Here is a 24814-nt window from a genome sequence, read left to right as displayed (position 1 = left end):
TTATTTGGTTTGAGGGTTACCATTCAATTTATTTTCCTGATAAGGTGTGCCACCGTTTTTATTACCGGCACCCGAAAAATAGCCATCCATCACCTGGCCGGGAGCCTGGGCGATGTTGACCGCACCATTGGCCATTCGGCCGCCGGTGGCGGTAGCGGCGATACTGGTCAGGTTGGTGATCTTGTTGAGTAAGCCATTACCGCCACCAGGATTGATGATATAACCGGCCACAGCCGGTACCGTGAAGTAGCCGACGATGCCGATCATTAAAAATATGAGGTAAGCGGTGTCGGTCGAGCTAAAGAAGGTATCACCGGCCGTCTGCACCTGGGAAATATCCAGTTTCAACATATTTTCCTGCACTTTGCCGATGATCGCGCCGAAAATATTGGCGACGGGCAGCCATAAAAAGACATTGATATACTTGGCCAGCCAGGTATTTAAAATATGCTGAAAGCCATCGAATACACTTAATCCGAGGACCAAAGGTCCGAGGATAGCGAGGACGATGAGATAGAAGGTCCGGATCGTATTGATACATAAGGCCGCAGCTTCGAAAACCACCTGCAACACTTCGCTCATCCATTGCTTGACCGTATTGCGGAAATTGTAACTGGCTTTGGCCATGGCGAATTTCATATCGTTACCTACACTGGAAAACATACCTTCTTTGCTGTCGGTCGGGTCCTCCGGATGGGTATATTTATACCATTTATCGCGGTCGCCGTCGCCATCCGCGCCAACAAACATCTGCCATTGATCTGTTTTTTGAACCGCAGCCTGTTTGGCCGCAAGTAGTTGCTGGATAGCCGCATCTGAATTTTTTACCATGCCGCCGGTCGCGGTGACAGTTGGATTCATCACGCCGTTGATCACTGCGATCACGGTCGGAAATAATAAGATAGCCACACCTAAGGCAAAGGGCCGCAATAATGGGTAAAAGTCTATAGGTTCGGCAGCAGCGATACTGCGCCATACCCTGGAACTGATATACAGTAAGGCGCCGAAACCGGCGATGCCACGGCCAACGCCGATGAGTTGGCTGCACATGGGGAGCATATCGTTATAGACCTGGTTCAGCGTGCCTTGCAGGCCGCCGATATCGGTCGATAGGGAAGTTATTTGAAGCAGTGTATTCATGGCAGTTGGTATAAGTACTTTAATGTTTGTGTGTCGTTGATGTCCTTTGCGCGTTGTAACGAAAGAATGATGCCTTGCCGGTTAAATGCACGTAGGCATTGCAACTCATCAGTACTGGAGGCATAAATGCGGTCAATGCCCTTGATGCGTTCCGCATCGGACATGCGCAGCTTACTAGCCGATAAAATAGTATTGAGTTCATCGAGATTATCCAGGCTTTGATTAATGAGCCGGGTGTAGACATCGCTCATATAACTTAACTCACTGGTGCTGAAACTGCCGCTTTGTTTAAAAGCGCTGTTCGCGCGTTTGTATTCGGACACTAAACTGGCCTGCTGTAAAATGATGTCTGCCACGCGACCATAGTTTCTCACCGTTGGGCTGACCGCTAAAAGGCCGGTCAAATACACATTGTGCAGATTGAAATTGCCTTTAGCCAGGCCGGATATTGTACCGTAGCCCTGGCTGTAAATTTGATAGCCGGTTTTCATATCAAATAGGATACCCTTTAATTGGGTCAGCTTTTCGATATCCAGGATCAGTTGCTGTGCGTCTGAAAGCTGGGCATGGGCTTTTACGGAAAAAAGCAGCAACCCGCTGAGGATGATCTTTTTAATGGTTGCCATATAAATGCTTTAATGTTTGCAGGTCAGTTGACTGGTTGGTTTGATCGCGGTTGAGTAAGGCTGCACTATTGCAGAAACTCATGGTAAACCGGAAATTGCTCAGCATTTCGGTATGAATGGCACCGATACGTTTTAGACGGTCGGCATCGCTCATTTCGACGCCGTTATCGTTGAGTACGGTTTGCAGTTCGGTCAATTGCTGGTTACAGTCTTTAAGTACAGCTCCCTTGACCTGGTTATAATACGCATCGGATTTTAGGCGACTAAACGCCGTATTGATATCCTGCTGCCAGGCCAGAATTTCCTTGACCTGGGAATTGTTTTTTACAGCCGGGCTAACGGCTTTGAGGTTGGCGTAATACGTGCTGTGCAATCGGAATTCCCCATTGTTGAAACTGCCGATCGAGCCCAGGCCGTTGTGGGCGACGTTGTAGCCGGTTTTCAATACGGAGCCATAGGCTTGAAGCGCGGCGATCTGCGCGACGATATATTTTTCCTTGGTTTTCTTTTGGTCGAACCATTCGGCAAACGTTTGGGCTTTTGCGCCCAAACTTATGAGCAGGAAAACCGCGGTGATTTTAATGGATGCCATAATATTGTTTGAGGGTTGCTATTTCGTTTTCATCCTTCGCCCTTTGCAGGCTGAGCATTTTATTTTGCGTGTTGAACTGGCGGAGGTCGCTATAATTGCCGTCTAATTGGTCACCGGCTTTATTGATGAGTTCCAGCCGTTGTTCATCGCTCATCTGCGTTTTGCCGGGATTGATGACCTGCATGATCTGGTCGAGATTTTTCGCGCTGGCGTTCAGGATACCGGTGTAGACCAGCTGCATCTGACTAAGTTCAGCTACGGTAAAGTGCGGGTCGTTATGCAGCAGGCTCCAGGCATTTTGGTATTCCGCAATCAAAGCAGCTTGTTTGAGCGTCAGGTTCTTGATGCGCTGGTAATAGCTGATATAGGACTTGATCTGTCCTAATTCTGAATAGTACTGGCTGTACAATTGTTGCTGTTGGCCGGACCAGCCGGCAATTTCTGATAAGCGCAGTTTGCTCAATTCGTTTTCCAGTACCTTTTGGGCATTTTGCAGCCAGATCGTTTCGTTCTGCATCCGCTGTACTTTAAGGTCGATGGCGCGGATCACCCGGCCAACGGTTTGGTTGAGCACCGTGCCGACTACGAATTGCGCACGGGCAAAACTGCTGGCGGCTATCAATGCGAAAGTGACAATGAACTTTTTCATTTGATCTTTTGATAAGTCGTGTTATTTAATATCAGGTGGTTTTGCTCAAAGACCGGGTGCAGTTCAAAAACCTGTTTGGTTTTAAACTCTTTGGGCAGCGTTTTGCCGTCCCTGATCTTTTGAAAGCCGGAATGGCTGATGATCACACTGTCTCTTACTTCCAGCGTGTCATCGGTTATGGCGTAGGTGCCTTCGGTATGATTCACATACAGGCCATTGTGGTTTTCATTTTTGCAGGCTGCAAATAGCAGCGCGATCATCATTAACTTTTTCATGCGGCTTGATTTTGTTTTTCTTCCAGTACGATCATGGCAATGGCCTTCCGGATATCGCCGTATTTATTTTTATAGGATTTGACTTTAGCTTTTTCGGCCGATTCAGTGGTATAGGTCCAGTATTCCTCGCGACTGACTTCCGTGCGGTAGACCCTCGATAACTGACCATTCAAGCTGATGAATACTTCTTTGTATTTGTATCGTTCGTCATTGGCCCGGTTCATACTCATAATGAGGGCGGTTTCCTTATCGGTGATGCCTAATAGCTGCTGTATTTTTGGGAAGTCATTTTGGTATTTTCGTTGATCTAATAATATTTTACAGTCGCTGTTATTGATGATCGCTTGTTTCACGACCGGCGAACTGATAATATCTTCGATATCCTGGGTCACCACCAGCGCTTCTCCGAAATATTTACGAACAGTTTTAAATAGATATTTAATGTATTCGGCCATACCTTCACGGGCGATGGCTTTCCAGGCTTCTTCGATCAGGATCATTTTGCGTGTTTCTTTGGGCAGTTTGCGCATTTTGCTCACAAAAGTCTCCATGATGATCAGCGTAACGACCGGGAACAGGATCGGGTGATCCTTGATGTTGTCGAGTTCGAAAACGATAAAGCGGCGGTGCAGCAGATCGAGGTTTTCGGTCGCGTTCAGCAGATAATCGTATTCCCCGCCTTTGTAGTATGGACGTAAAACGAACAGCAGGTTATCAATGTCAAAATGCTGGTCTTTGACTTTACTTGCTTTCATCGTATCATAAAAAGGCCCTTTTAAAAACTCGTAAAAGGAGTTGAAGCAGGCAAAATCCGGCTGGCTTTCGTAATAGTGGAACAGGGCATCGGATATAGCGATATACTCCGAGCGTTGTACGCCTTCATCTTCTTTTTTCCAAAGCGCCAGGATCATGGCTTTGATGCTTTCGCGTTTCTCGGTATCGAGCGTATCGTCCTTACTTACATAAAAGGGATTAAAGCTAATGGGGTTATCTTCGGAGTACGTAAAATAATAACCATCCACAAATTCACATAAGCCCTCGTAACTGTGCCCAACATCGACTAATACAATATGTGCGTCCTGCTCATAATAGCTGCGCAGCAGGTGATTGGTAAAAAAGGACTTACCGCTGCCGGAGGGGCCGAGGATGAATTTATTCCGGTTGGTGGTGATGCCGTTTTTCATCGGCTCGTCGCTCAAATCGACATGCAGCGGGTTACCGCTCAGGCGGTCACCGAGACGGATTCCGCAGGGTGATAACGATGAACGGTAATTGGTTTCTAAATTGAAGAAGCAGGCAGCCTGTTCGGCAAACGTGTCAAAGGTGTCGTTCATTGGGAAATTCCCGGCATTGCCGGGCAGGCCGGCCCACCAGATCTGCGGCGCACCATCAGTTTCCTGTTTAGGCTGGGCATCGAGTTGCGCCAGCGCTGAACTGGCTTTGTTGCGCACGTCTTTGAGTTCAGTTTTATCCGCGGTCCAGGCCAGGATATTGAAATGTGCCTTAACCGGAAGCCGTTGCTGGCTGATCGCTTCGTTCAAAAACTCCTGGGTGGCATCACGGCCAATTGCGTTTTCGCGAGAGTAGGCCGATAGCGATTGCAGGCGCAGCTTTTTGGCTTCCAGTTTTTTGAGGGTCTTGGCACTGTCTTCAATGAATAAATATTGGTTGTAAATATGGTTGCAGTCGAGTAGCGCCCCGATGGGGCTGGCAAAGCCGGTACTGAACTTGGTTTTATCGGTGCTGTACTGATCGTAGGTAATACGCGGGCCAACTAACGCCGGTAAATTTTCAGCCTCTGCCAAAGTGTATAGCTGGCAGTAGTTTTCACCGATGCGCAATTCATCGTGTAAATGAATATCTTTCAATACGGGCTTATCGGAAGGACTTAATAGAAAACAGTATTGTTCTAAAATGCCGGGCATCTTTAAAGTGCCGGCGAGTTCATCATCCGTTAAACGGCGCACGCGTACCAAACCGCAGTCTTCCATGATCCGTTTAAACTGGCCTGCGCTGTCCGCGAAATCGCGGAACAGTTCGGTTGATGTGGTTTCAGCGGGTGTAATATACTTGCGCATCAAACTACTGGTCGCGCTGGTGACGGGCTTAAAGTTTTCCGGCCGTTTGGTGAGCATCACGATACAGTGATGGGCGAGGTAGGGACGTTCGTTGAAAAAGCGTTCGCTGGCATGGCCTAAAAATGTTTTGTCGCCGAATTGGGCTTCGTATTCGGCCTGCACGAACCAATCCTGTTTGTGGAAGATGCTGTTTTTAGGCAACAGCTTGATCGCTTTTACCCAGGTCTCGTGGAAGGCCATATATTCATCGTTTGACAAGGTGAACAGTTCCGGCAGGGTCAGTTCAAACGCGATGGTCAGGTCACCCTGCATGGATAACATGGCATCATGTTCGACTTTATAGATCGGGAAAACTTGTTCAGCGTTTTTCATAAAAAAGGCGTCTTGTTTTGAACTTTAAATAAGTGGGCAAATATTTTTTGGCCTGTTTTTTCATGAGGCCATGCGCACCGTATTTGTGGCTCAGGCTGAATACCTGTTGAAAAAGCAGGCTGCCCAAACCGAGGATAACGAGGATACATAAATAAACGGCCATACCGATGAGGTACAGGACCGCAAACAGCACCAGCAGGATGACCAGCCCGCCACCCAAATAGCCGATATACTGGGCTTTCAGGCCCTTAAATTCTATCGGGCGGTTAATGCCTTTATTGATCTGGTAGCTCATACCCCAAAGAATGATTTGAGCACGGTGGCTACCACGACCAGGAAGATGCAGGAGCCGAACCAACTGGAGGCAACTTTGCCCGTATCATGCTCGCCATCATTCCATTTTTTATACACTTTGATCGCGCCGACCAGGCCGACAATAGCGCCTATGGCGTACATTAAATTGGTGCCGGTGGAGAAATAGCTTTTAACCTGGTTGGTCGCTTCGTTGATACCGGCGTTGCCATCTTGAGCCAGGCTGACGCTGGCTACAAACAACAGGGCAATAATTGCTTTGATCTTTTTCATGCTACAAAAGTTTGCGGCCATTCTTCGGCCTGGATTTGAAATGAAAGTTGGAGCGATTGGATGATAGCGGGCAGGCTGATCTCGTCCGCGTAGACTTCGTATTTATCCAGCAGGAGTCTAAACAGGGAAAGGAATTCGGTTTTGTCGCTGCAGGCATTGGCCAGCACTTTGGCTTCCGCTAGCAGGTCGTCTGAAGGCCCTTTGGGAAGGGTCTGGTCACTGACGTCGTCAGGTGAACTTGTGCCGAAAATGAGTTCTTCGGGTTCATACAAACCGGTATCGGCCTCGGGTTTCGCTTCGCCCATGACCACGGTCATTTGATTGGCGACGGGCGGGACGGTTGATGCCGGGTGGGTCTTAATTTTAAGGAATGCGGACAGTTCAGGCTGGTAATAGCGTAGGCTAACATAAGCATACCAGGCTGCGGTCAATAAGATTACGGCAGTAACATATTGCTGCCAGGAGATCGTGTTTAACATATGCTTTCGTTTTTGTTGAAAGCAAAGGTCAGGAGGACTTCAAAAGATACCACACCACGTGGCAGCGCGTGGTGTAGTATTTCCCAAAAGAAACATTCAAATAGCCAGCAATGAACTCAAATTCATTTTTCAGGATGTCAAGGAACACCGAAGCAGCGGAACTTGCCGCGCTGGTTCAGCGTCAAAATTGGGAAGACTTGAAAAAAATATCGGTAATTTACTCGTGTAGAAACGGCTCTAAACGTTTAACTTTACCGTAAGATGCTGGACAGGAATCAACATACTGAAGCGGGTTATACCGGCGAAGAGTTCTTTGCCAGACCGGAAAAGGAACGCCTGCATCAATTGATAGTTGTTGAACAGGCGGTATCGGAAGGTTATTTTTCTTTAGAGGAAGCCTTAAAGGTTTACGGGTTGGACGAGGATGAGTATAAAAAAAGCCTGCTGAAATACAACAAGGCTTAACTATCTTAAACGGTATTATTATTTAACCAGTTCCTGCTTACGGATCACGCGACGGGAAAAAGTGCTGTACATTTTCAGGAAACTCAGCAGGTCCTCATGCGCGATCGTATTGTCGAACATCGCCCGCAATAACCGCTCGGCCGCTTTCAATTTCATCGCCAGTTCTTTCACCTGAGAGTCTTCGGCTAACTGGAATGCATAAGAAGCGGCATGTTTAGCCGCCAGATAATCGATATAGGCATCCATCGGCACCTGGTATAACCGCAAGGCACGCTCCAGCGAAAAAGCTCCGCCGGTTACGGTCCGCTCGATGGTTTCGCACCGGCTTTCCATTTCGAGCGCCGCATCATCCAGCAGCTCACCGGCGATATACGCCGCTTCCCTCAAGTTATTTTTTGCGATCAACATACTTTTTAAAGTTACGAAATTCTTTTTCATCTGTCAAGTCGATCCGGCCATGCCAGTGGACCTGCTTGAGCACCTCGTCCATGAAACCCAGCAACGCCCAGTCCTTAACCGGGAATGCGGTGCCCGCGGGTTCCGCGTTATAGTACAAGTCATAAACGGCTTTTGCGTCGGCGTATTGCTCGGCGGTCAGTTCATTTTGCGCGATTTGCAGGATCGCATCCATTTCGGTTTTATCCAGCGCCTTGAAGCCGACCTTGGCCCAAACCGCACCACCGTCTTTTAGACCAGCCCAGACACGTATCTCCTGAACACCTATGCGTTCATATTGTTCCAGTGCCGCCGCGAGTACCTGGCGTCCGATCTGTTGGCCGCGCTTGGCTTCAGGCAGTACCAGGTATTCGTGTTCTGCGAGCAGTTTGCCGTTTTCATAACGAAGGATCCTGGACAAAGCCAGGCCATGTGTATCGTCCCAATAATTAGCCGAATAGAACTGGATGCGCAGCCAGGGTTCAGCGGTTTCCAGGAATTGGATCTTTTTTTCATCTGGTGGCGTTGAACAGCTGGCCAGTATGGTCTCAAGCCGCGTCAGCAATTCGGCCAGTTCGAGATCGGGGAAATGAAGTGCCAGGAAACGGAGCAATGCCGGCTCGTCATTCGGTTCGAACACGTAGTTTAAGGCCTTGATCTGTTGCAACTGAGCATCGGTCATTGCATCAAAGATAGCTAATTTATACTGCTGTGAGGACACGCGCAACTGTCTTCTTGCGCTCAAAAGGAACATGCTGTTCTTTTATCGCCTGGAATACGATCATTCCATATCCGGCGGCAGCCCTTTTTTAAATTTCTCTTTGATGAAATTCCAGAGGCTTTTTCGCAAGCGGTTGAGGAAGACGAACATTTCATTCTTTCGTTTGACGATGTCTAAGAGTTTATGATAGGGTTCGTTAATTTCCATTTGAAAGATAAATTCCCAAATGGCGACCAGTTCATTGATATCGATATTGCCGTTATTGACCGCGCAGCCGGTCTTTAGGGAATAGAGCAGTTCCGCCGCGTCCGTTTGGCTGGCGGTCCATTGCGGATGCGCAAAGGGAAATATTTTCTGTGCAATGAGGTCTTCATTGCCGATCTTAGCCAGTTCCAGGGTCAAATACTCCTGGAATTTCTCATTGGCGATGATCTTACTGAGCTTGTAGTCATGGGAAGTAGAATATTGTTCATCTTCTTCAAAGTCCTCCAGTTCGGCATGAACATCGAAACTACCGCGCGTATAATAGATCTCGTCCATTTGCGTCATGCCGGAGCGGTAGTAGGAATAGAAAGCCCGGTTATGATCAAAAAATGTCTTCAGTTCATTCAAATGCATTTGGATATAGTCCCGCTGAATGTTCTCTCCGCCTGTCGGCTTTTGTAACAGGAAATTGTGAATGTTGATGAAGTAAATGTATTTGCTGTAAAACGTAGGCTTGATCTCCTTAAAAAAGTTGACCTCTTCAGCTTTGTTTTCAAAGGCATAGCTGGAAATATAGTTCTTCAGTTTGTTCATCGCTTTTTTACTGACCTTGATGGAGGCGCGGTACTGTTCGATGAGCGGTTCGCCGCTTAGTGAAATTTCGGCCAATTGGTGTTCTAACGCGCTGTAAAAGCGCTCGGTAAATGTTCTCATATGGTAGCTTTATTATGTTTAGGTAGCCACTCATACGCGGGACTTGCAGTTACTATACAGGATCGCCTCTGGAAAGGGGCAGGCATAGCACTGACAAGCCCGCGCGCAGAGGGTTTTGTTAGTGCTCCCAGCCTAAAATTTTCCAGATTTTTTCCTGTTTGGGAGGGTATAATATCTATAGGTTAGTTCAGGTTATGCTTAATTTTTTATCTTTTTTTTTAATAAATACGCTTACCGCTCCCGGCAAGCGCATTTTGCTATTAACTGACCCTATAAAGAACAATGAGTATTTTCAGGCTTCGTCTTCTTCATTTATCTTGATACACATCCAGACCACAAAAGCCGCGATTAGGATAAAGGCAATGGTATAAGGATGTTCCAAAGTAATTTCATTTCAAATAAAGGCGCTCCCACACACCGGGAGCCGCCTTTACACTTTCTCAAACTAACTATTAACTGCTTACTAAAAGCTTCTTTTCGCGGAAATTCGCTATATCTTTGATCAAACATTCCCGCTGCCGGTCATCTTCGCTTAAAGGCACTCTTGACCGGATGCAATTACTTATCGCTTGATAGGCCCGGCAGATCTCCTGCAAACGCAGGAGCTGGTCTAAGTATTCGCCATAAGTGCTGATCAATACTTCCCTGATCTCCTGCCGTTCATTGTCCGGCAAAAAATCGATGCGGTAAAGCATTAAACAGTGGTCCGCTGATGCTATTTCATTGTTTCTCTGCATAAACCAATTTCTTTGTGAAATATTTGGGGTATTCATGATAACCTTGCCGCTCATAGAATTGATGAGCGGGTGCCCGCCAGTCGGAACAGTGCACCTGTATCCGGTCGCACTTTCTTTTTAGCGCTTGTTCGGTGACATATTGTTCCAGCGCGCGGCCGATCCCTTGTCTGTGCATCGATCCCTCAACGGACAGATAGCTGATCACTACCGTTTCACCATCAAAACCCAATAACGGCAGGTAATTTATGGCGATAAACCCAACCACTTCTTTGTCCAGTTCATAAACGAATACCTGTTGGTCATTCCGCTCTAGCTGGCTGATCAACCTGCTGATCGTCGTTTGATAGCCTAAAGCATCCAGTAACAGCCGGATGGCCGGCGCGTCCCGGTACGTTGCGTTCCTGATATTTTTGTTAGTCATGGTGAGCGCGATGAGTTAAACCATAATAAGCGATAAAGGCGAAACAGCCCAGGGGTACCAAAAAGGCCACGGACATCCCGGCATGGTCAGCGATCAGGCCCATCAGCGGCGGGCAGAATGCCCCGCCGGCCACGGCCATCACCAAAAAGGAAGATGCCCGTTTCGTGAGCGGCCCGAGGCCTTTGATCCCTAAAGCAAAAATGGTCGGGAACATGACGGACATAAAAAAATAACAGGAAAACAGCGCGATGACGCTGGGCCAGCCCAGTTCCAATACCACGACGAGCATCAGCACCGTATTGATCGCAGCATAGCACATCAACAGTTTATGTGGCTGGATGAATTTCAGGATATAGGCACCGAAAAGGCGGCCGATCCAAAACGAGCCCATGCCGCCCAGGGCCAGGATGACCGAAGCCGCCTGTTCGGGGTTCCTGGGGCTCAGCACCGCCCCGATATCGCCAAAATGAGTCAGCATATTGGCCACAGCCGCCTGTACGCCATGTACAGTTTCCGTGACATAATTAATAAAAAAGGAATTCACCCCCGTCTGTGCGGCAACATAAAGAAACTGCGCGATCACCGAGAGCACAAAACCTTTGTGCTTCCATAACTCGGATAGCGGTGCCTTGGCATCGATCTGCTCGCTGTTTTCTTCTTTAACATCGGGTAGTTTGCTGAAAGCAAAAATGACGGCTACGGCAATGACCAGACAGCCGATCCATAAATAAGGACGGGTCAGGCTGTCAAACTGTTCGGGGCCGCTCTTTTGCGCGGCGCCGAAGATGAACAGCCCGCCGATGAGCGGGCCTAAGATCCAGCCCAGGCCATTAAAGCTTTGCGCGAAATTGATCCGCCTGGCTGCGCCATCGGGCGGGCCGAGGACGGTGGTATAAGGATTGGCGGCCGTCTCTAAACAACTCAGGCCACAGGCCATAATAAACAAAGCACCTAAAAACGGTACGAATGCGCCGAGGTGAGCTGCGGGATAAAACAAGAAGGCACCCGCAGCGAAAAGGAATAAACCCAAGATGATCCCGCTTTTATAGCCAAAGCGTTTCATCAAGATACCTGCCGGGCTGGCCATGACCAGGTAGCCGATATATAAGGAGAACTGCACCAAGCCGCTTTCGGCTTTACTGATGTGCAGCGTGTTCTGAAAATGCTTATCCAGCACATCCAGTAGGCCATGGGCAAAGCCCCAAAGCAGGAATAAACTGGTGACCAGTACAAAAGGATAGGCATAGTTTTTACCGGCGATCCGGAACAATCCCGGGCGCTTGCCTTTGGCCGGTTGAGGTAAGGGGGTTTCGATATAAGAGTAAGCCATTATTTAAGCATATAAAGGTCCATAAGTTTGACAGGCGCGGTAGTCCGAACCCTCGTGATCCGAGCCAAAAGCCTTCCAGGCCGATGGCCGGAAGATCCTGCTTTCTTCCACATTGTGCATGGCGACCGGTATCCGCAGCATACTGGCTAAAGTGATCAGTTCATGACCATAGTGCCCATAAGAAAAGCTCCCGTGGTTAGCGCCCCAGGCAGCCATGACCGCATAGACATCTGTAAAATGCCCCTTTCCGGTGAGTTTGGGCACGAACCAGGTGGTTGGCCAGGTGGGGTCAGTGCGTTCGTCCAGGATCTGATGCACCGGACCGGGCAGGTCAAGCGTATGGCCCTCGGCGATCTGTAAGACCGGGCCGATACCCTTAATGAGGTTCAGCCGGCACAGGGTCACCGGCATCCCGCCGCGCGTTACGAATTGCGAGGAATAACCGCCGCCCCGGAAGTAGCCGTTATTCGCCGGGTACCATTTGGTCGCCCGGAGGCAGGCATCTGCCTGTCCTTTGCTGAGTTCCCAGAAAGGCTTCATGACAGGTTGCCCGTTCTTTTCCTGCATGGCCGAACCATCCAGCGCCGCTGAACCGGAATTGATCAGATGGATAAAGCCGCTTTCCGGCCGCCAGCCCGTTACGCGTTCTACGGCGTCGGGCGACCAGTAGGTGCGCACATCGGCAAACACCTGCGCGGTGTGCCGGAGTAAATAACCCATTAACATTGACAGCCCATTCAAACTATCATTTTCTGTAGCGACGATATACGGTGCCCGGATGCCGTTCCAGTCAAAACTGGAGTTGAGCAGGGCTTCGGCGAAATCTCCGTTGGGCAGAAAGTCCGTCCACTGCCGCTGTCCCTGGAAGCCGGAGACGATGGCATGATGGCCCTGCGCTTCTTCGCCAAAGCCCATCGCTGCTAATTTGGGGTTACCCACCATCAGGTCACGGATAATGAGCGTCATTTTCACCACGGTTTCCCAATCCCGGTCCTTCTGTTCCCGGCTGAACTGCTTCGCTTCGGGGTTGCTATCGTCGCCTTCCTGGCAATGCGCGCGTGTCCAGGCTAAGGCAAGGCGGTATTCTTCCGGGTCATAAATACCCTTTTCGATCCGGCGTAACACCTCTACGGAGTCGACATATGCGTTGCGCATCCCGAAGTAATCCTTAAAAAGTTCGGGGACAACGATACTTCCGGCGATCCCCATAGAAACCGAGCCGATCGCCAGATAACTTTTATTTTTCAGGAGGGCGACCGCCAGCCCGGCGCGGGCGAAACCCAGCAGCTGATCCTTCACCTCATCCGGGATATGGGTATCGTCCAGGTCCTGCACATCCCTGCCGTAGATCCCAAAAGCCGGCAAACCAAACTGGTTATGCCCGGCTAAGGTTGCCGCTAAATAAACCGCGCCGGGCCGCTCGGTGCCGTTAAAACCCCAGATCGCTTTTGGCCAGGTCGGGTGCATATCCATGGTTTCCGAGCCGTAGGCCCAGCAGGGGGATACGGACAAGGTTAGGCCCACGTTATAGTGTTCAAACTTTTGCTGGCAGGCCGTCGCTTCCGCTACCCCGCCGATGCAGGTATCCGCGATCACGCACCTGACCGGGCTGCCGTCGGGGTAGCGCAGGCTACTTTCATAAATGGCTTTCACCTGGACCGCCATTTGCATCGTAATTTCTTCGAGCGATTCCCGTACGCCACCTAATCTTCCGTCAATAATGGGACGGATACCTATGTGGGGATAATTGTTCATAAGGCCTTTTTGATTTCTTCCAGGCTAACGCCTAATAATTGTTTGCTTAAATAGTCCAGCCCGTCTGCCGCGCCGGTAAAATGGAAAACGGAATGCCAGTGCGTGGCGGAATGCCCCGGCGGCAGGAAATGCGCGGTCGAAACGCTTTCCAGTTCATAGAATGGCCCCATTTGCCGGCCGTCCGCTAAAGGCCCGTCATTATAGGCATTCATGGCATCACCAGAGAAAATGGGTTTATCTGTCCGCCATTCCTGGTTGAGGTATTTACCCATCGGGCTGATGTCGTATAAGATAATGGTCAGTACCTGGTGCTGCGCGTCATAGCTGCCCGCCAGGTTTTTGACGCGTACCGGGTGTATGCCTAACTTACTACGACTTTTGCCGTCCGCTTTAAAAAACAAGGTTTGACCATCCATGTTGATCCGGTCGGCGGGTATCTCGCCGAAATAATCGGTCGTGGCTGGCCTGCTATCCGGGATAGCCGACAGGTAAGGGATGACGATGGTCGTTTGATCCGAAGGCGGGAACATATCCAGCATCCAGGTACAGGGCACGCCTGTTTTTTCATTCCATTCCGCATTACCCGTATTGGTCACCGTATTTTCGGTGCGGTAGCCGACCGCCTTCACGGACGCAGGAATGCTGGTTTGCAGTAAACTGCCGATGCCGCTATGGGTTAATAATTTGATTTTCCGGTCCACCCGCAATTGGAACACGGAACCCGCGTAGTTCTGCAATTCCATCGCTTTCCGTAGTACCGCCAGCGTATCATCTTTGGCGACCAGTTCCCAGGCTTCCCTGTCAAAAGCGGCCGGTGTCCTCCAGTTCGCAAATTCCATTTTCGCACCAGGTAGGAAAAACAGGGAATAAGGCCCGCCTTCCGGCCCCAGCCAGAAGCGGTTCTCCCCGCCATAAGCATTCATGTGCGCATCCAAAGGGCCGTCAAATGCCTGATAGTTGATCCAGCCAAAGCTGCGCCCCGCATCACCATCGGCGCACGAAGTAAACACCTTGGCCTGGTATTTCGGCGATACCAGCAGCTGCACATCGTCCTTACCAAGGATAACCGCGCTGCTGTCATGTTTTAGTATAAATTGTTTATCATAGCCAAAACTGCCTTTGGCTGTCCCGATTTCTTGTTTATCTTTTTGTTGCTGCTGTTCACAGCCCAATAAGGAACTCATAAATATGGTGGCTAATAATTGGTTTATTCTTCTCATCGTAATCTTTAATTGATTTCTAACGGAGCTTTGGTAAGCACTTAGGTGTCTTTTAAAATTCCGTTACCTTTCCTCCAATGGCTTTGTCATTTATCTATATTTTTCATTGTTACTTTATTTTGTACTTGATCGCTATACTTCCATTCAGGCAATTTTTGGGATATTGGCCAGATGGTGTCCAATGTGTTACCATCGTAAAGGACGCCGTCTTTCATAACATATTTTATTTCCCGGCTGTTATGAATATCTTCTAAAGGGTTTCTATTCAATATTAAAAGATCTGCTATCTTGCCCACTTCGATAGACCCAATATCTTTTTGGATACCCAATGCTCGTGCACTCATAATTGTAGCAGCTTGTAGTGCTTCCATATTGGTAATTCCGCCCATTTGCAATGCCCAAAGTTCATTTTGCGTACCGATACCCTCGTCATCGCCATGGCTTCCAAGGGTAACATTACCTCCCAGCCTACGGATCTTTGCGTCTATTTTAGCAGGCGTCAAGAATCCAGGCGACAGGGTATCCTGTGGTTTGACTTTGGCTATTGTTTCTAACGATTCAGCGATATAACCTAAAGCTCCGTTTTGTAAAGTGCTACTTGGCGTAAAACGTTTCAGTTTTTCATCTGGATAATGCCAATACTTATAGTTGAAGTATTTTTTTGCTTCCTCGGTTCCGTAACAAACCTGCAAAACGGGCGTGAAGTGAATTTTTGATTTTGCTACAAATGAAATAATGTCCCTATAAACATCGCCCCAAGCCGGATTATGTTCTACGCCGGTACTGCCGTCTTTGATCATCGCTAATTGCAATATTGGATCTTCATTACCTTCATTGGTCATATTAACGCCGGCTTCTCTGCAGGCGATTGACAGCCATTGTCTTTGAATGCGAGTCGGTAACGTGTATTGCTTAACTTCGCTTCCTCCCAATAATTTTCTTTTATATACTAAAGCCCTGGCATCATCTAAATTGTCACATTTAATCAGGCCATCCGGAATCCGGCCAGCACGACCAACAGAAAAAAGACGTGGCCCGGTCATTTGCCCGGACTCCAGCAGTTCTGAATAGCCAAAAGAATCCAAGTTCAAAGACGGATCGCGCGCGGTCGTCACCCCATAGGCCAGATTAGCAAGGAACATCCATGACTGCTGCGGAAAAACATTCGGCGGTATTCGCATATGGTCATGCAAGTCGATTAAACCAGGCATTATTGTTTTCCCTGTGAGATTTATTGTTTTTGTCCCGTCGGGGATTTTAACGGTATTCGCTTGCCCCACGGCAACAAAACGGCCGTTATTGATCAAGATCGTGCCGTGCTCGATAACTTTTTTGCCTTGCATCGTAATGATCCGAACATCCTTTAGTGCTATAGTGCCATGTGCATAGAATTTTGGCACTTGGATATTCAAGTTTACTATTTGAAAGTTAGCGTTCACTTTAGTTTTTTTATTAACTAATTCAGGAAAGGAACTTTTTTGATTTCGGCTATCCGCTTGTGCGGCTATTTTATCCGGATTTATCCGATAAAACTTGTTGGCATAACACCAACTTAATATCCTGCCATCTTTTTCCCAGTAGGGATCAACACCTTGTGCAATTTTAATTCCGGAGAGCCGCTGATGCTCATCGGAAATAACAACGGGGCCTGTTCCTTTATTTAGCGGAATTAAGTATAAGTCTTCATCTGCCGAATAAGTGATGAAGCGACCGTCCGGGGAGATTGTTTTCTGATGGTAAAATGTAAGAACGGAACCTACCGCAAGGATCTGAAGATCTTTGCCATTTAAATTGGTTGAAACCAATTGCGATAACAAAGCGGCTCCTTTCACGCGCCGAAATTTCGGTGTATAAATAATCCTATTTCCATCTTGGGAAAAAGATAACCTATTCCACATTGGAATTGAATCGGCAAGCGTTCGAATCGGCGTTCCATTAACAGGAATAAGCTGCAACTGTCCCTGACCTTGGTCGTCCCGATCCCCAAGTCTTGGTCGGCCTTTAAGCACGGCAATCAATTTCCCGTCCGGAGACCAAACCGGGCGTTGGTATTGGCCCGGAATGGTGGTGAGTTGTTCAGGCTTGCTGCCAGCAGTCCGTACTCTCCAAAGGTAGCCGCCTATCGTGTCCGACCAGGTTACATAAGCGATCCACTTACCGTCTGGCGAATACGCCGGTTGGAACTGCGCCATGGACTGGCTTGCGAGAACCCGAGGCTCTCCATGAGGGAAATCCTTGGTGTATATCCTATTGAGCGCAGAAAAAACCAGGTGCCTTCCATCCGGACTTACGTTAACGGACCGTGTATATCTTACTCTTAAAGGCCCATTAGAAATATGAACCGTATTGTGATTTGATGGGCCGAGGTCAGCTTTAATTTCGGCAGTAAAAGGCACTATCCGATCTTCACAACTTTCTAAAACTATCTTATGTATTTTACCGCCATAGCCAATAAAAACGTTTTTCGAATCAGACGTAAAAGAATAATGTGGCTCGGGGGTACCAGGACTGTACCGGTCATCATTCCTGATGAATTGAGGAATTAATATACGGTTTGTATTGTTCTTAAGATCTCTTGCGATCAGGCATTTTTTAAAATTAGCGCTGTCCTTCCAGTAGGTCCACCAGCGACCATCCGGCGAAAGCCTCCCGTTCTGATCCTGTTTAGAAATTAAAGCGATTGATCTTTTAAACTTTAATGAATAATCAAAGTAGCAGAGCTTTCCCGAATCCAGGTAATATACTGCCTGCCCGTCCGATGAATAGCGGATAGGGCGTGTCACACCACTAGGCTGATCATTTTTCCTGCCGTCAAGTCCATAGATTAACCTACCAGTAGTAATCTTATTTCCGTCAGGAGTCCAAACTATGTCTTGTCCGTAATTTAATTCAGGTTCATCCTTTCCCAAGACGACATGAAATGTCCCTTTGATACCTCTGATATTAACATGGAATGCTCCGGAAAAATCGCTAATGTAAGCGATCTTTTTTCCGTCCGGAGACCAGACCGGCCGAAGATTTAGAGCTATTCCCCTGGTGAGTTGAACAGCTTTACCTCCGGCAACTGGTAATGAATAAAGATCACCAAGGAGATCAAAGAGAAGGCTTTTACCGTCCGGCGAAATGTCAATATTCATATAACTTCCTTCGTTGGTCGTAAAGGAAATCGTTCTTGTAGGCTTTATCGCAAGTTGCTGGGAAAAACCCGTGAAGATCATAAATACAAAAAGTACAAGACCTAATAATAGAAGGGATTTCAAACGAGATTTATTAAATTTCACTTTCAACAGCAAGTTTTATATTGTTAATTATTTATATTCCTCGGGTAAAGCGCGACGGATACTTCTAGCCATGCGGTTATACTCCCGAAGTACTTTTTCCTGTTCGGTATGCAATTCATGATGGCGGGCATACAATTCACGGAGGCTCATATCCAGTTCTGCGTGCCCTGGAATATTTGGAATGAGGGACAATTGATGCAAAAGCAAACCATGCGCAGCGTCATCGATCATTTTCCAGGCCATGCTATGATGCTTTAGTAATTTGAATATGCTGGATGTCGATGCTCCCATAAACAACGTCAATAGTTGCTTTGCCATTTTTATAGACAACATTACCAAAGCCCGTATTCGTTGAAAGGAAGGAAGTAAAATCGCCAATTTTACTATTCACAAACAGCGTTTTGGATATTGCGTCATAACGCACGCCAGTCAACGCTTCGATCAAAGCGTAGCTGGCTAAAGCCCTAGCATACCAGTGCCCGCATTCGTATTCGTCAAAAGGGTTACGGACTGAACCGTCATAGCGCCTGCGAATGGCCTTCACGATATTCAGGCCTTCTTTTACTTTGCCTTCCATGATCAGGTGTGAAGCCACTTCGTATTCGATACCCGACCAGACTTCCTCGCTGTGGGTAAAGGGTAAGGTGGGTTTATTGCCTTTGGGCCAGCTGCATAAGATCACGCCACCCTCATTACCGATGGCGTAGGTGACCCGTTGCGGGTTGCTGTGTTCCGACAAATCGGGTTTGAAATTATATTGATAAACTGCATTAAGGTGTGCATCCAGTTTGGTTTTGGAAATCGGTGAAGGCAAACCACTGGACTGCGCTAACCAAGGGCCGATCATCCCGTCGCTCATGCAGCCATTAGTATATTGATATTTCGGCCCTTCAGTCTTTAGGATGGGCAAATCATCCGGTTCGTAGGTCGTTAACAGGCTGGTTTTGGATGCCGCCACCGGGTCAGGTGCCAGCAAGCCGGTCCATTGGGTCTTTTGAAAAAAATATTGCCCGTTGAACAACTGGGTTTCCATAAATGCTTTACCGTTGGTTAACAAGTTTTGGTAAATACCAGCGTCAATCTTCAAGTATTTCGACATTTCAATGAATGCTTCCAATGCTCCTAGATACATTCCGGTACACATGGGCTCCGGCCCCCAAAACTCGATATCATAAGTATTATGGTGCGGTTCTTCAATGATGCCTTTACTTTTCGGATCCCAGGTACGAATACAATAGTCCAAACTCTGTTTGACTTTTGGGTAAAGTTTCTTCAACCATGTATCGTCCCCGCTGATCCGCCAATCGCGATACGTCTTGATAATGCCGCCCAATTGCCCGTCCGCAGCCGCGGCGACATTATGGACGGCCGGGCGTATCGGTAAAGCAGCCCTGAACATTTGATGACCGCTGCTGTCTTGATCTTCGTTAAACTCTGTTTCCCGCAGCGTTCTTTCCATCGCCGGAAACAGGTGCGGTAAAGCCTGGGCATAGTTCCATACATGGGTACAGGAACCTGGGCAGGAACCGGCCCGGTCCTGGCAACCTTCCCAGGTCCATAACCTGCCATCGTATTGCCGAAGTATCGTAGGCGATTTCAGGATGCTCAAATTGGCTGCGACAGCTTCAGTTACCTCCGGAGGTAATGTGCTTTTGTAGAAAGACTTGGTGAACAAGGTTGTTTTGGCCTTCAGGTCATTATAATTGCTTTTCCAGTAAGTAATCACTTCCTCAATATCCTTGAACTTAGAACTGTACCAGGGTCGATAATAATCTGTCGCGCTTTGTCCCTGTTGTTCTTCTTCACCCATAAAGCGAAGTTTACTGGTCGGTACATACCCGCATAATAGAATCCTGACCGTCCGGCTTTCATGGGGTTTCAAATGCAATGGCACGCTGATCGTTGCGCCACTTCCGCCATTCTGTGGCTCCGTTTCTTTAATAATGCCCTGCTGTATATTTTTCCAGGCAACGGTCATGGGATCTACCCAGGTTCCCCGATACCAGTAACGATCGGTTTGGGCTTCTTTGGTATCAGTAAATACAGCGAAGCTGGCGCCGGGTTTGTTAAAGACAAAGCCGTTTTCCACTTTGGTTATTTCTTTGAAGCCATTGAAAAGTTTAGCGCTGTAGCTGAATACGTAGTGTTTGGGTCTGTCGCTGGTATTGCTGATTGTGTACTCCAATGCACCGGCAGGCAAACCTGAGTTATCCTGGTCGGTAGGGATAAAAGGGCTCCAAGCGTTGAGTTTGACTTTGACCGGCCAGTCTTTGTCGGTTAGTTTGATCTCGGCGAAAGGGAAGCGGCTCTGAAAAGTGTTTTTTCCTCTAAATCGCGGTAATCCCCAAGTGGTATAATAGATGCCCATTGCCGAGCTCGGCATACCAAATTTCTTGCGGGCTGGTACCGGAGCTTCAATTACTTTTGCTTGTTTGCCGTCTGATAAAGCAGCGAACAGCGGAGGTTCGTTAAAAACATCCGGGTTGTTGTAAATGGAGAAATTGCTGATTGCGCCGCTGCCTTCAGTACAGAACATCCCCGCGCCCATGCCGCCTATGGGATAGGCGATGCGGCTGGTTTGATTTCCAAAATACGGAGTATCGAATGCATGGCTGGTCTGGGCATAGTCAGATCGGTAGATACAAAGCGCTAAAAATAATAGTACGATCCTTCTCATTTTCCTCCCTCCATTATTCCCTGCACCCATTTTCCATCGAGTGTTTTAAAATCGACCGCTAACAGTTTCGCGATAATCGGAGCGATATCGACCATACGTAACTCCTTGATATGACCGCCTTTGTTGATTCTAGCTCCCGCGGCAATAAAACCGGTATACATTTCCGGGATATTGGGATCGTAGCCATGGTGACCGCCACTGGTTGGTACAAAGATGCCTTCGAGCGGGTTTTGTTGAATGAAAGTTCCTGGACCATGGTTGACTGGCTTGGTGGCTGTTGTCGAACCACTGAAAACCATACCAGGTTGGGCGGTTAATGCTATGATGGCCGCGCTGTCCGCTCCCATCTTATCCAGTTCTTTACGGCTGATGATGCGGAATAGTTTACGTTTTTCTTTGGGGAGTTTATCCAGGCTGTCGGTAACGGCCTGGATAAGGCTGGGTATATCGATCAATTTGGTATTGGTTTTACGATACAGGAAGGCGCTTCCACCGGCGGCGATGAAACGCGCAGGTAGGTTTTTGATCAACAGATTCGGGCGCATGGCCTGGTTAATCGTAGCAAAACCGTGATCGCCAACGATAATGATAGCGGTGCTGTCCTGTAATTTAGCTTCCTTTATTGTCTCCCGAATATAACCGATAGCCCGGTCCACGGCCGCGGCGGCTAACCTTACACTATCGGCATCCCTGCCCAAATTATGTTCTACGCCGTCACATTCCGCGAAGTGAACGGCTAGTAAGGCTGGTTTCCTGGTCTTAAAGATATAAGCGGCCATTCTACCGGAGTTGTCGTCCATAGAAAAAGCTTCTTCGTCCATGTTGTAGCTGTTGAGTTTGCCGGTGGCATTTTGCTCAAGCTCCTCGATCACACCTGGTGTAGCATACTTCCGGCTTTCAGTAATGCGGTCGGGATGTTCGTCTGACCATATTTCGGGAACGTTCCAGTTAATATCTTTTGTCACACTAACGGGCCATTCTACCGCAGCCGTGGTCAGCCCTGCTTTTTTCAATACCTGCCAGAGCGTGGGAACTTTAATCTTGTCCGCGAACCAGTTCCAGTCACCTTTACTGTCAATTGGCTGATTAAAATAAATACCTGATCTTGCCGGATAAGCGCCTGTGAGCATGGCAGTATGCGACGGATAAGTATAGCTCGGGAATACACTGAGCATGTGATCGGCATAAGTGCCGACTTTCATTAGTTCTTGCAGGTTTGGTGTCGGCCAGCTTTTGTCCAGATACATATCTGGATGAAAACCGTCGATGCTGATCAACACGACATGTTTAACCTGGGCCTTAGCGCTAAGACCGATACAAAAGAGCATAGCTATCGCTATCACAAGTATAATTTGCGTTAATTTCATTAATCGATATTAAGATTGTTATCTTTTAATAATCGGCGTTCAGGATAATTCCAACAGCCGTGCCCGTACCTCGATAAACTAATGTCACATTATGAAAATAAGGTATCGTCAGGGAATAGCCGCTCCCATTAGTTGGAAATAATAACGTGCCCGTGACGGCATCGCGGATTTCGAATAATATGGTCTTATTGACGGCTTTGGCAGGATACAGCTTGAAATTTGAATATGCTTTGTAAGCGAGACTGGACACTTCTGATGCGTTGGCGCTGCCTTTAATATTGACACTAATAGGGTTGCTGCCTGGGGCCAAATTGATCACTCTTACACCGCAAACGCTATCCGTATAGGCTCTTGGATAAGTTTCTTTGATCAATACGGATTCCACCGACGACGGCGAAGCGCCCGTCAGGAACAGGGAATAATTGGTGCTGTTATCAATAGGCAAGGTTTGACTGTAATAAGAGACAGCGGGTATAGCCGCAGTGGTTAACGTAGCAGGGACAGCAGGCACGCCCAAATTGATCAATACATTACCCGTCGAAAGCGGCAAAAATGCTGCAGCATAATTTCCAATTGTATTATTGCTACTGATCACTTTGTCAGCTGTTGTGAGCGTTATTGTGGCTCCGCCAACTACTGCATTGGTCACATTGATCGCGCCACCGGCGACTTGATCAAAAGTGAGGTCGGATTTTTTACAGGCAAATAGGCAAACAGATAAACTAATGCCTAAAATAATCTTTTGTGTATTTTTCATTGTCTGATTTGTTAAGGTTTCTATTTTACTGAACGATTTCCCAAGTGGGTTTGCCGGATCGGATTTTTTTTAATGTTTCTTTTAATCCATCCAGCTCTTTTTTCTTGCTTTCATAATAATCGAGGCTCACACCATTTCTTTTTGCTTTGAAATCGGCTTCTATTGAAGCAAATAGTTCAGCCTTAAGTGCGATAACCTTTTCTTCTAAATTGGCGGCATTGGTTTTTTCTCCGATTTTATACAACAAATTTGCATAGGTGTCCATGTTCTCGGGATCATTGGTTTGTTCTACCACCTGTTTTTGCCACTCAAGTACCGTAAGCAATTGCTTTTTATTGTTACTATATGTAAATACATAGCTATAAATTATGTCATTTACGCTATTCAGCTTAGATTTCTCTACGCGTCCAGCGGAGTCAAGATAATGATACCTGATCTTTTCAATAGCCGCTTCCGCCAATAAGGCCCAATCTCTAGTCTGCTGATAAAAAAGTATCTTAGGATCCGGCAGCGCCAACTGGGCATAGTGCTTTCCATATTTTTTTTCGATAGTGTCGAAAATGATAGCCCAGTCAGGATGTTTACTGATCGGAACATTTCGGGCAGGATCTGACCATACGTTAGGAAAAACTTCCATTTTTTGCACCAAGCTAACTACGACAGCGTCTGCAAATCCTTTTTTTGTTATCTTGTCTACCTTTTCGCCTTGCTTAAAGAAAATCAAAAATGCCGGTTCATCAAGGTTTTTCAAATAACGTGCGATTAAATACAAGTTATCCTCCTTAAATAAAAGATCCGGTGGTAGCTTTAATAAATATTCATTAGTGTATTTCTGTGCAACCTCCAATGCTTTGTTTTTCTCGCCTGCTCCGTTGAGTGCCGCGATCAAATCAGGCACTTGATAATCAGGGAGTTTCCCAGCCTTAAATTTTCCTAATACACTATAGACTTGTTGATTTTCGTTCCTGGCGTTAAACATAATCTGCAAAAAATTAGATTTGTTTTGCAGCCCGATTCCTTTGTGGACAACCTTGCCGTCCGGTGACAAAAAAAGGAAGGTAGGAAACGCTGCTATTTTATTATCAATACCAATTTGGCGCGCATCAGTATACCAGGACCTTGTTTGTTGGTTATCATTCTTGCTGGAATCCATTTGTACCTTGATGCTGATGAATTGAGGGTTAATGAATTTTCCCAGAGCGGTGTCGGAATAGACTTTGGCATCCATCTCTTTGCAAGGCCCACACCAGGTAGCGTAGCAATCTATAAAAATGTATTTATTCTCTTTTTTCGCTTTTTCCTTGATCTGCTGCCAGTTTAGGTTTTGTTCAAAATGCACCTGCGCGAGTAATAAAGCAGGGCTCCAAAGAATCAAAAGCAGTATGTTTATCTTTTTCATTTCGATATTTCCTTATTTTCAAAAACCTGGGTCAACTGGTAAGTCTGTCCATTTGTTTCAATGCTGCCGGTTATTTTTAAGGTTCCGCCACCGTTTTCCAGAGAATAGCAGTTCTTATAAATCTGTTTTACAACTCCTTTATCATCTTTTGAAACCGCTTTTTCAAATAGCTGGTTCCCGTCCGCGGACCAGGTTGCGGTAGAACTCCGGTGCAACTTTGAAGGAGTAAGGTTTTCCGATGCTTTTCCGTCATATTTTAAAATTGTGGAGTAGGCGGTAATATCTCCCGTGACGTTTTTTGATGTTCTTTCAATAGTAATGGAATAATCCTCCTGAGTGATTTTCAAGTAGAACGGAATGGAATTAATGGACAGGCCACCTGCATTACTCTTCTCGTCATTTCGCTTCCAGTTACCGGAAAAATTGACTGCTTGAGCATATACGTTGTGAATATGACTCAACAGAAAAAATGCGAATAGCAATGCTGTGAACCTATTTTTAAACTTGTTTTTTTTCATATTTTTATGCTATTTGT

The 24814-nt window shown here is 47.2% G+C and carries 25 protein-coding genes; 1 reads left to right on the top strand and 24 read right to left on the bottom strand.

Features of this window, described 5'->3' with window-relative positions; all coding sequences use genetic code 11:
- The 9 genes from traJ to AC07M6_RS11480 are packed head-to-tail and all read right to left on the bottom strand — an operon-like array spanning position 1 to position 6796.
- Positions 1 to 1140, bottom strand: a complete 1140-nt coding sequence (gene traJ / locus AC07M6_RS11520; protein ID WP_494889513.1) for a conjugative transposon protein TraJ — start codon at positions 1138 to 1140, stop codon at positions 1 to 3.
- Positions 1137 to 1766: a TerB family tellurite resistance protein gene (locus tag AC07M6_RS11515; protein ID WP_494889512.1), complete on the bottom strand. Its 630-nt coding sequence runs from the start codon at positions 1764 to 1766 to the stop codon at positions 1137 to 1139. The genes traJ and AC07M6_RS11515 overlap by 4 nt, the downstream gene beginning before the upstream one ends.
- Positions 1753 to 2358 (bottom strand): hypothetical protein, encoded by a 606-nt coding sequence (locus tag AC07M6_RS11510; RefSeq protein ID WP_494889511.1) that lies wholly within the window; start codon positions 2356 to 2358, stop codon positions 1753 to 1755. The genes AC07M6_RS11515 and AC07M6_RS11510 overlap by 14 nt, the downstream gene beginning before the upstream one ends.
- A complete protein-coding gene (locus AC07M6_RS11505) occupies positions 2345 to 3007 on the bottom strand; it encodes a conjugal transfer protein TraI (protein WP_494889510.1) in 663 nt (220 codons plus the stop codon). Before AC07M6_RS11505 ends, AC07M6_RS11510 begins: the two co-directional genes overlap by 14 nt.
- Positions 3004 to 3282, bottom strand: a complete 279-nt coding sequence (locus AC07M6_RS11500; protein ID WP_494889509.1) for a hypothetical protein — start codon at positions 3280 to 3282, stop codon at positions 3004 to 3006. Before AC07M6_RS11500 ends, AC07M6_RS11505 begins: the two co-directional genes overlap by 4 nt.
- Positions 3279 to 5732 carry a TraG family conjugative transposon ATPase gene (locus AC07M6_RS11495; protein ID WP_494889508.1) on the bottom strand — a complete coding sequence of 818 codons (2454 nt, stop codon included), beginning with the start codon at positions 5730 to 5732 and terminating at the stop codon, positions 3279 to 3281. The genes AC07M6_RS11500 and AC07M6_RS11495 overlap by 4 nt, the downstream gene beginning before the upstream one ends.
- A complete protein-coding gene (locus tag AC07M6_RS11490) occupies positions 5719 to 6027 on the bottom strand; it encodes a DUF4133 domain-containing protein (RefSeq protein WP_494889507.1) in 309 nt (102 codons plus the stop codon). Before AC07M6_RS11490 ends, AC07M6_RS11495 begins: the two co-directional genes overlap by 14 nt.
- Positions 6024 to 6317, bottom strand: coding sequence for a DUF4134 domain-containing protein (locus AC07M6_RS11485; RefSeq protein ID WP_494889506.1), 294 nt, complete (start codon positions 6315 to 6317; stop codon positions 6024 to 6026). The genes AC07M6_RS11490 and AC07M6_RS11485 overlap by 4 nt, the downstream gene beginning before the upstream one ends.
- Positions 6314 to 6796, bottom strand: a complete 483-nt coding sequence (locus AC07M6_RS11480; RefSeq protein ID WP_494889505.1) for a hypothetical protein — start codon at positions 6794 to 6796, stop codon at positions 6314 to 6316. Before AC07M6_RS11480 ends, AC07M6_RS11485 begins: the two co-directional genes overlap by 4 nt.
- Positions 6797 to 7057: 261 nt before the next feature.
- On the opposite strand from AC07M6_RS11480, the gene AC07M6_RS11475 reads away from it, so the two are divergent.
- On the top strand, positions 7058 to 7261 hold the full coding sequence (locus tag AC07M6_RS11475) for a hypothetical protein (protein ID WP_494889504.1): 204 nt from the start codon (positions 7058 to 7060) through the stop codon (positions 7259 to 7261).
- 18 nt (positions 7262 to 7279) lie between these two features.
- Here AC07M6_RS11475 and AC07M6_RS11470 read toward each other — a convergent pair whose 3' ends face one another.
- The 15 genes from AC07M6_RS11470 to AC07M6_RS11400 form a co-directional block, all read right to left on the bottom strand.
- Entirely contained in the window at positions 7280 to 7699 is a 420-nt protein-coding gene (locus tag AC07M6_RS11470) for a hypothetical protein (RefSeq protein WP_494889503.1), read from the bottom strand.
- Positions 7650 to 8450 carry a GNAT family N-acetyltransferase gene (locus tag AC07M6_RS11465; protein WP_494889502.1) on the bottom strand — a complete coding sequence of 267 codons (801 nt, stop codon included), beginning with the start codon at positions 8448 to 8450 and terminating at the stop codon, positions 7650 to 7652. The genes AC07M6_RS11470 and AC07M6_RS11465 overlap by 50 nt, the downstream gene beginning before the upstream one ends.
- A 27-nt stretch (positions 8451 to 8477) precedes the next feature.
- Positions 8478 to 9335, bottom strand: a complete 858-nt coding sequence (locus AC07M6_RS11460; RefSeq protein ID WP_494889500.1) for an RteC domain-containing protein — start codon at positions 9333 to 9335, stop codon at positions 8478 to 8480.
- 452 nt (positions 9336 to 9787) lie between these two features.
- Positions 9788 to 10072: a hypothetical protein gene (locus AC07M6_RS11455; RefSeq protein WP_494889498.1), complete on the bottom strand. Its 285-nt coding sequence runs from the start codon at positions 10070 to 10072 to the stop codon at positions 9788 to 9790.
- Entirely contained in the window at positions 10056 to 10493 is a 438-nt protein-coding gene (locus tag AC07M6_RS11450) for a GNAT family N-acetyltransferase (protein WP_494889496.1), read from the bottom strand. The genes AC07M6_RS11455 and AC07M6_RS11450 overlap by 17 nt, the downstream gene beginning before the upstream one ends.
- Positions 10486 to 11823: an L-fucose:H+ symporter permease gene (gene fucP, locus AC07M6_RS11445; RefSeq protein WP_494889494.1), complete on the bottom strand. Its 1338-nt coding sequence runs from the start codon at positions 11821 to 11823 to the stop codon at positions 10486 to 10488. The genes AC07M6_RS11450 and fucP overlap by 8 nt, the downstream gene beginning before the upstream one ends.
- Positions 11824 to 11826: 3 nt before the next feature.
- Complete coding sequence (locus tag AC07M6_RS11440; protein ID WP_494889492.1) at positions 11827 to 13578, bottom strand: L-fucose isomerase; 1752 nt, start codon at positions 13576 to 13578, stop codon at positions 11827 to 11829.
- A complete protein-coding gene (locus AC07M6_RS11435; protein ID WP_494889490.1) occupies positions 13575 to 14798 on the bottom strand; it encodes a DUF6786 family protein in 1224 nt (407 codons plus the stop codon). Before AC07M6_RS11435 ends, AC07M6_RS11440 begins: the two co-directional genes overlap by 4 nt.
- 86 nt (positions 14799 to 14884) lie before the next feature.
- Complete coding sequence (locus AC07M6_RS11430; RefSeq protein ID WP_494890428.1) at positions 14885 to 18079, bottom strand: amidohydrolase family protein; 3195 nt, start codon at positions 18077 to 18079, stop codon at positions 14885 to 14887.
- Between the two features lie 27 nt (positions 18080 to 18106).
- Entirely contained in the window at positions 18107 to 18322 is a 216-nt protein-coding gene (locus AC07M6_RS11425; protein ID WP_494889489.1) for a hypothetical protein, read from the bottom strand.
- 1 nt (position 18323) lies between these two features.
- Positions 18324 to 20756 carry a GH116 family glycosyl hydrolase gene (locus AC07M6_RS11420; RefSeq protein WP_494889487.1) on the bottom strand — a complete coding sequence of 811 codons (2433 nt, stop codon included), beginning with the start codon at positions 20754 to 20756 and terminating at the stop codon, positions 18324 to 18326.
- A complete protein-coding gene (locus AC07M6_RS11415) occupies positions 20753 to 22123 on the bottom strand; it encodes an alkaline phosphatase family protein (protein ID WP_494889485.1) in 1371 nt (456 codons plus the stop codon). The genes AC07M6_RS11420 and AC07M6_RS11415 overlap by 4 nt, the downstream gene beginning before the upstream one ends.
- A 25-nt stretch (positions 22124 to 22148) precedes the next feature.
- On the bottom strand, positions 22149 to 22880 hold the full coding sequence (locus tag AC07M6_RS11410; protein WP_494889483.1) for a hypothetical protein: 732 nt from the start codon (positions 22878 to 22880) through the stop codon (positions 22149 to 22151).
- 25 nt (positions 22881 to 22905) lie between these two features.
- The gene (locus AC07M6_RS11405) at positions 22906 to 24279 is read right to left on the bottom strand and encodes a thioredoxin family protein (RefSeq protein ID WP_494889481.1); all 1374 of its coding nucleotides are present in this window, start codon (positions 24277 to 24279) and stop codon (positions 22906 to 22908) included.
- Entirely contained in the window at positions 24276 to 24797 is a 522-nt protein-coding gene (locus tag AC07M6_RS11400; protein WP_494889479.1) for a hypothetical protein, read from the bottom strand. The genes AC07M6_RS11405 and AC07M6_RS11400 overlap by 4 nt, the downstream gene beginning before the upstream one ends.
- Positions 24798 to 24814 lie beyond the last annotated feature (17 nt).

The sequence above is a fragment of the Mucilaginibacter sp. GW821-FHT07H05 genome, assembly GCF_059418485.1.
Note: the sequence above shows the minus strand (reverse complement) of the source record. Positions and strands in the feature narration are given on the sequence as shown.

What these genes read in the sequence shown, in the direction of transcription:
- traJ (WP_494889513.1), bottom strand. Translation starts at nt 1,140, where the DNA reads ATGAATACACTGCTTCAAATAACTTCCCTATCGACCGATATCGGCGGC.
- AC07M6_RS11515 (WP_494889512.1), bottom strand. Translation starts at nt 1,766, where the DNA reads ATGGCAACCATTAAAAAGATCATCCTCAGCGGGTTGCTGCTTTTTTCC.
- AC07M6_RS11510 (WP_494889511.1), bottom strand. Translation starts at nt 2,358, where the DNA reads ATGGCATCCATTAAAATCACCGCGGTTTTCCTGCTCATAAGTTTGGGC.
- AC07M6_RS11505 (WP_494889510.1), bottom strand. Translation starts at nt 3,007, where the DNA reads ATGAAAAAGTTCATTGTCACTTTCGCATTGATAGCCGCCAGCAGTTTT.
- AC07M6_RS11500 (WP_494889509.1), bottom strand. Translation starts at nt 3,282, where the DNA reads ATGAAAAAGTTAATGATGATCGCGCTGCTATTTGCAGCCTGCAAAAAT.
- AC07M6_RS11495 (WP_494889508.1), bottom strand. Translation starts at nt 5,732, where the DNA reads ATGAAAAACGCTGAACAAGTTTTCCCGATCTATAAAGTCGAACATGAT.
- AC07M6_RS11490 (WP_494889507.1), bottom strand. Translation starts at nt 6,027, where the DNA reads ATGAGCTACCAGATCAATAAAGGCATTAACCGCCCGATAGAATTTAAG.
- AC07M6_RS11485 (WP_494889506.1), bottom strand. Translation starts at nt 6,317, where the DNA reads ATGAAAAAGATCAAAGCAATTATTGCCCTGTTGTTTGTAGCCAGCGTC.
- AC07M6_RS11480 (WP_494889505.1), bottom strand. Translation starts at nt 6,796, where the DNA reads ATGTTAAACACGATCTCCTGGCAGCAATATGTTACTGCCGTAATCTTA.
- AC07M6_RS11475 (WP_494889504.1), top strand. Translation starts at nt 7,058, where the DNA reads ATGCTGGACAGGAATCAACATACTGAAGCGGGTTATACCGGCGAAGAG.
- AC07M6_RS11470 (WP_494889503.1), bottom strand. Translation starts at nt 7,699, where the DNA reads ATGAAAAAGAATTTCGTAACTTTAAAAAGTATGTTGATCGCAAAAAAT.
- AC07M6_RS11465 (WP_494889502.1), bottom strand. Translation starts at nt 8,450, where the DNA reads ATGTTCCTTTTGAGCGCAAGAAGACAGTTGCGCGTGTCCTCACAGCAG.
- AC07M6_RS11460 (WP_494889500.1), bottom strand. Translation starts at nt 9,335, where the DNA reads ATGAGAACATTTACCGAGCGCTTTTACAGCGCGTTAGAACACCAATTG.
- AC07M6_RS11455 (WP_494889498.1), bottom strand. Translation starts at nt 10,072, where the DNA reads ATGCAGAGAAACAATGAAATAGCATCAGCGGACCACTGTTTAATGCTT.
- AC07M6_RS11450 (WP_494889496.1), bottom strand. Translation starts at nt 10,493, where the DNA reads ATGACTAACAAAAATATCAGGAACGCAACGTACCGGGACGCGCCGGCC.
- fucP (WP_494889494.1), bottom strand. Translation starts at nt 11,823, where the DNA reads ATGGCTTACTCTTATATCGAAACCCCCTTACCTCAACCGGCCAAAGGC.
- AC07M6_RS11440 (WP_494889492.1), bottom strand. Translation starts at nt 13,578, where the DNA reads ATGAACAATTATCCCCACATAGGTATCCGTCCCATTATTGACGGAAGA.
- AC07M6_RS11435 (WP_494889490.1), bottom strand. Translation starts at nt 14,798, where the DNA reads ATGAGAAGAATAAACCAATTATTAGCCACCATATTTATGAGTTCCTTA.
- AC07M6_RS11425 (WP_494889489.1), bottom strand. Translation starts at nt 18,322, where the DNA reads ATGGCCTGGAAAATGATCGATGACGCTGCGCATGGTTTGCTTTTGCAT.
- AC07M6_RS11420 (WP_494889487.1), bottom strand. Translation starts at nt 20,756, where the DNA reads ATGAGAAGGATCGTACTATTATTTTTAGCGCTTTGTATCTACCGATCT.
- AC07M6_RS11415 (WP_494889485.1), bottom strand. Translation starts at nt 22,123, where the DNA reads ATGAAATTAACGCAAATTATACTTGTGATAGCGATAGCTATGCTCTTT.
- AC07M6_RS11410 (WP_494889483.1), bottom strand. Translation starts at nt 22,880, where the DNA reads ATGAAAAATACACAAAAGATTATTTTAGGCATTAGTTTATCTGTTTGC.
- AC07M6_RS11405 (WP_494889481.1), bottom strand. Translation starts at nt 24,279, where the DNA reads ATGAAAAAGATAAACATACTGCTTTTGATTCTTTGGAGCCCTGCTTTA.
- AC07M6_RS11400 (WP_494889479.1), bottom strand. Translation starts at nt 24,797, where the DNA reads ATGAAAAAAAACAAGTTTAAAAATAGGTTCACAGCATTGCTATTCGCA.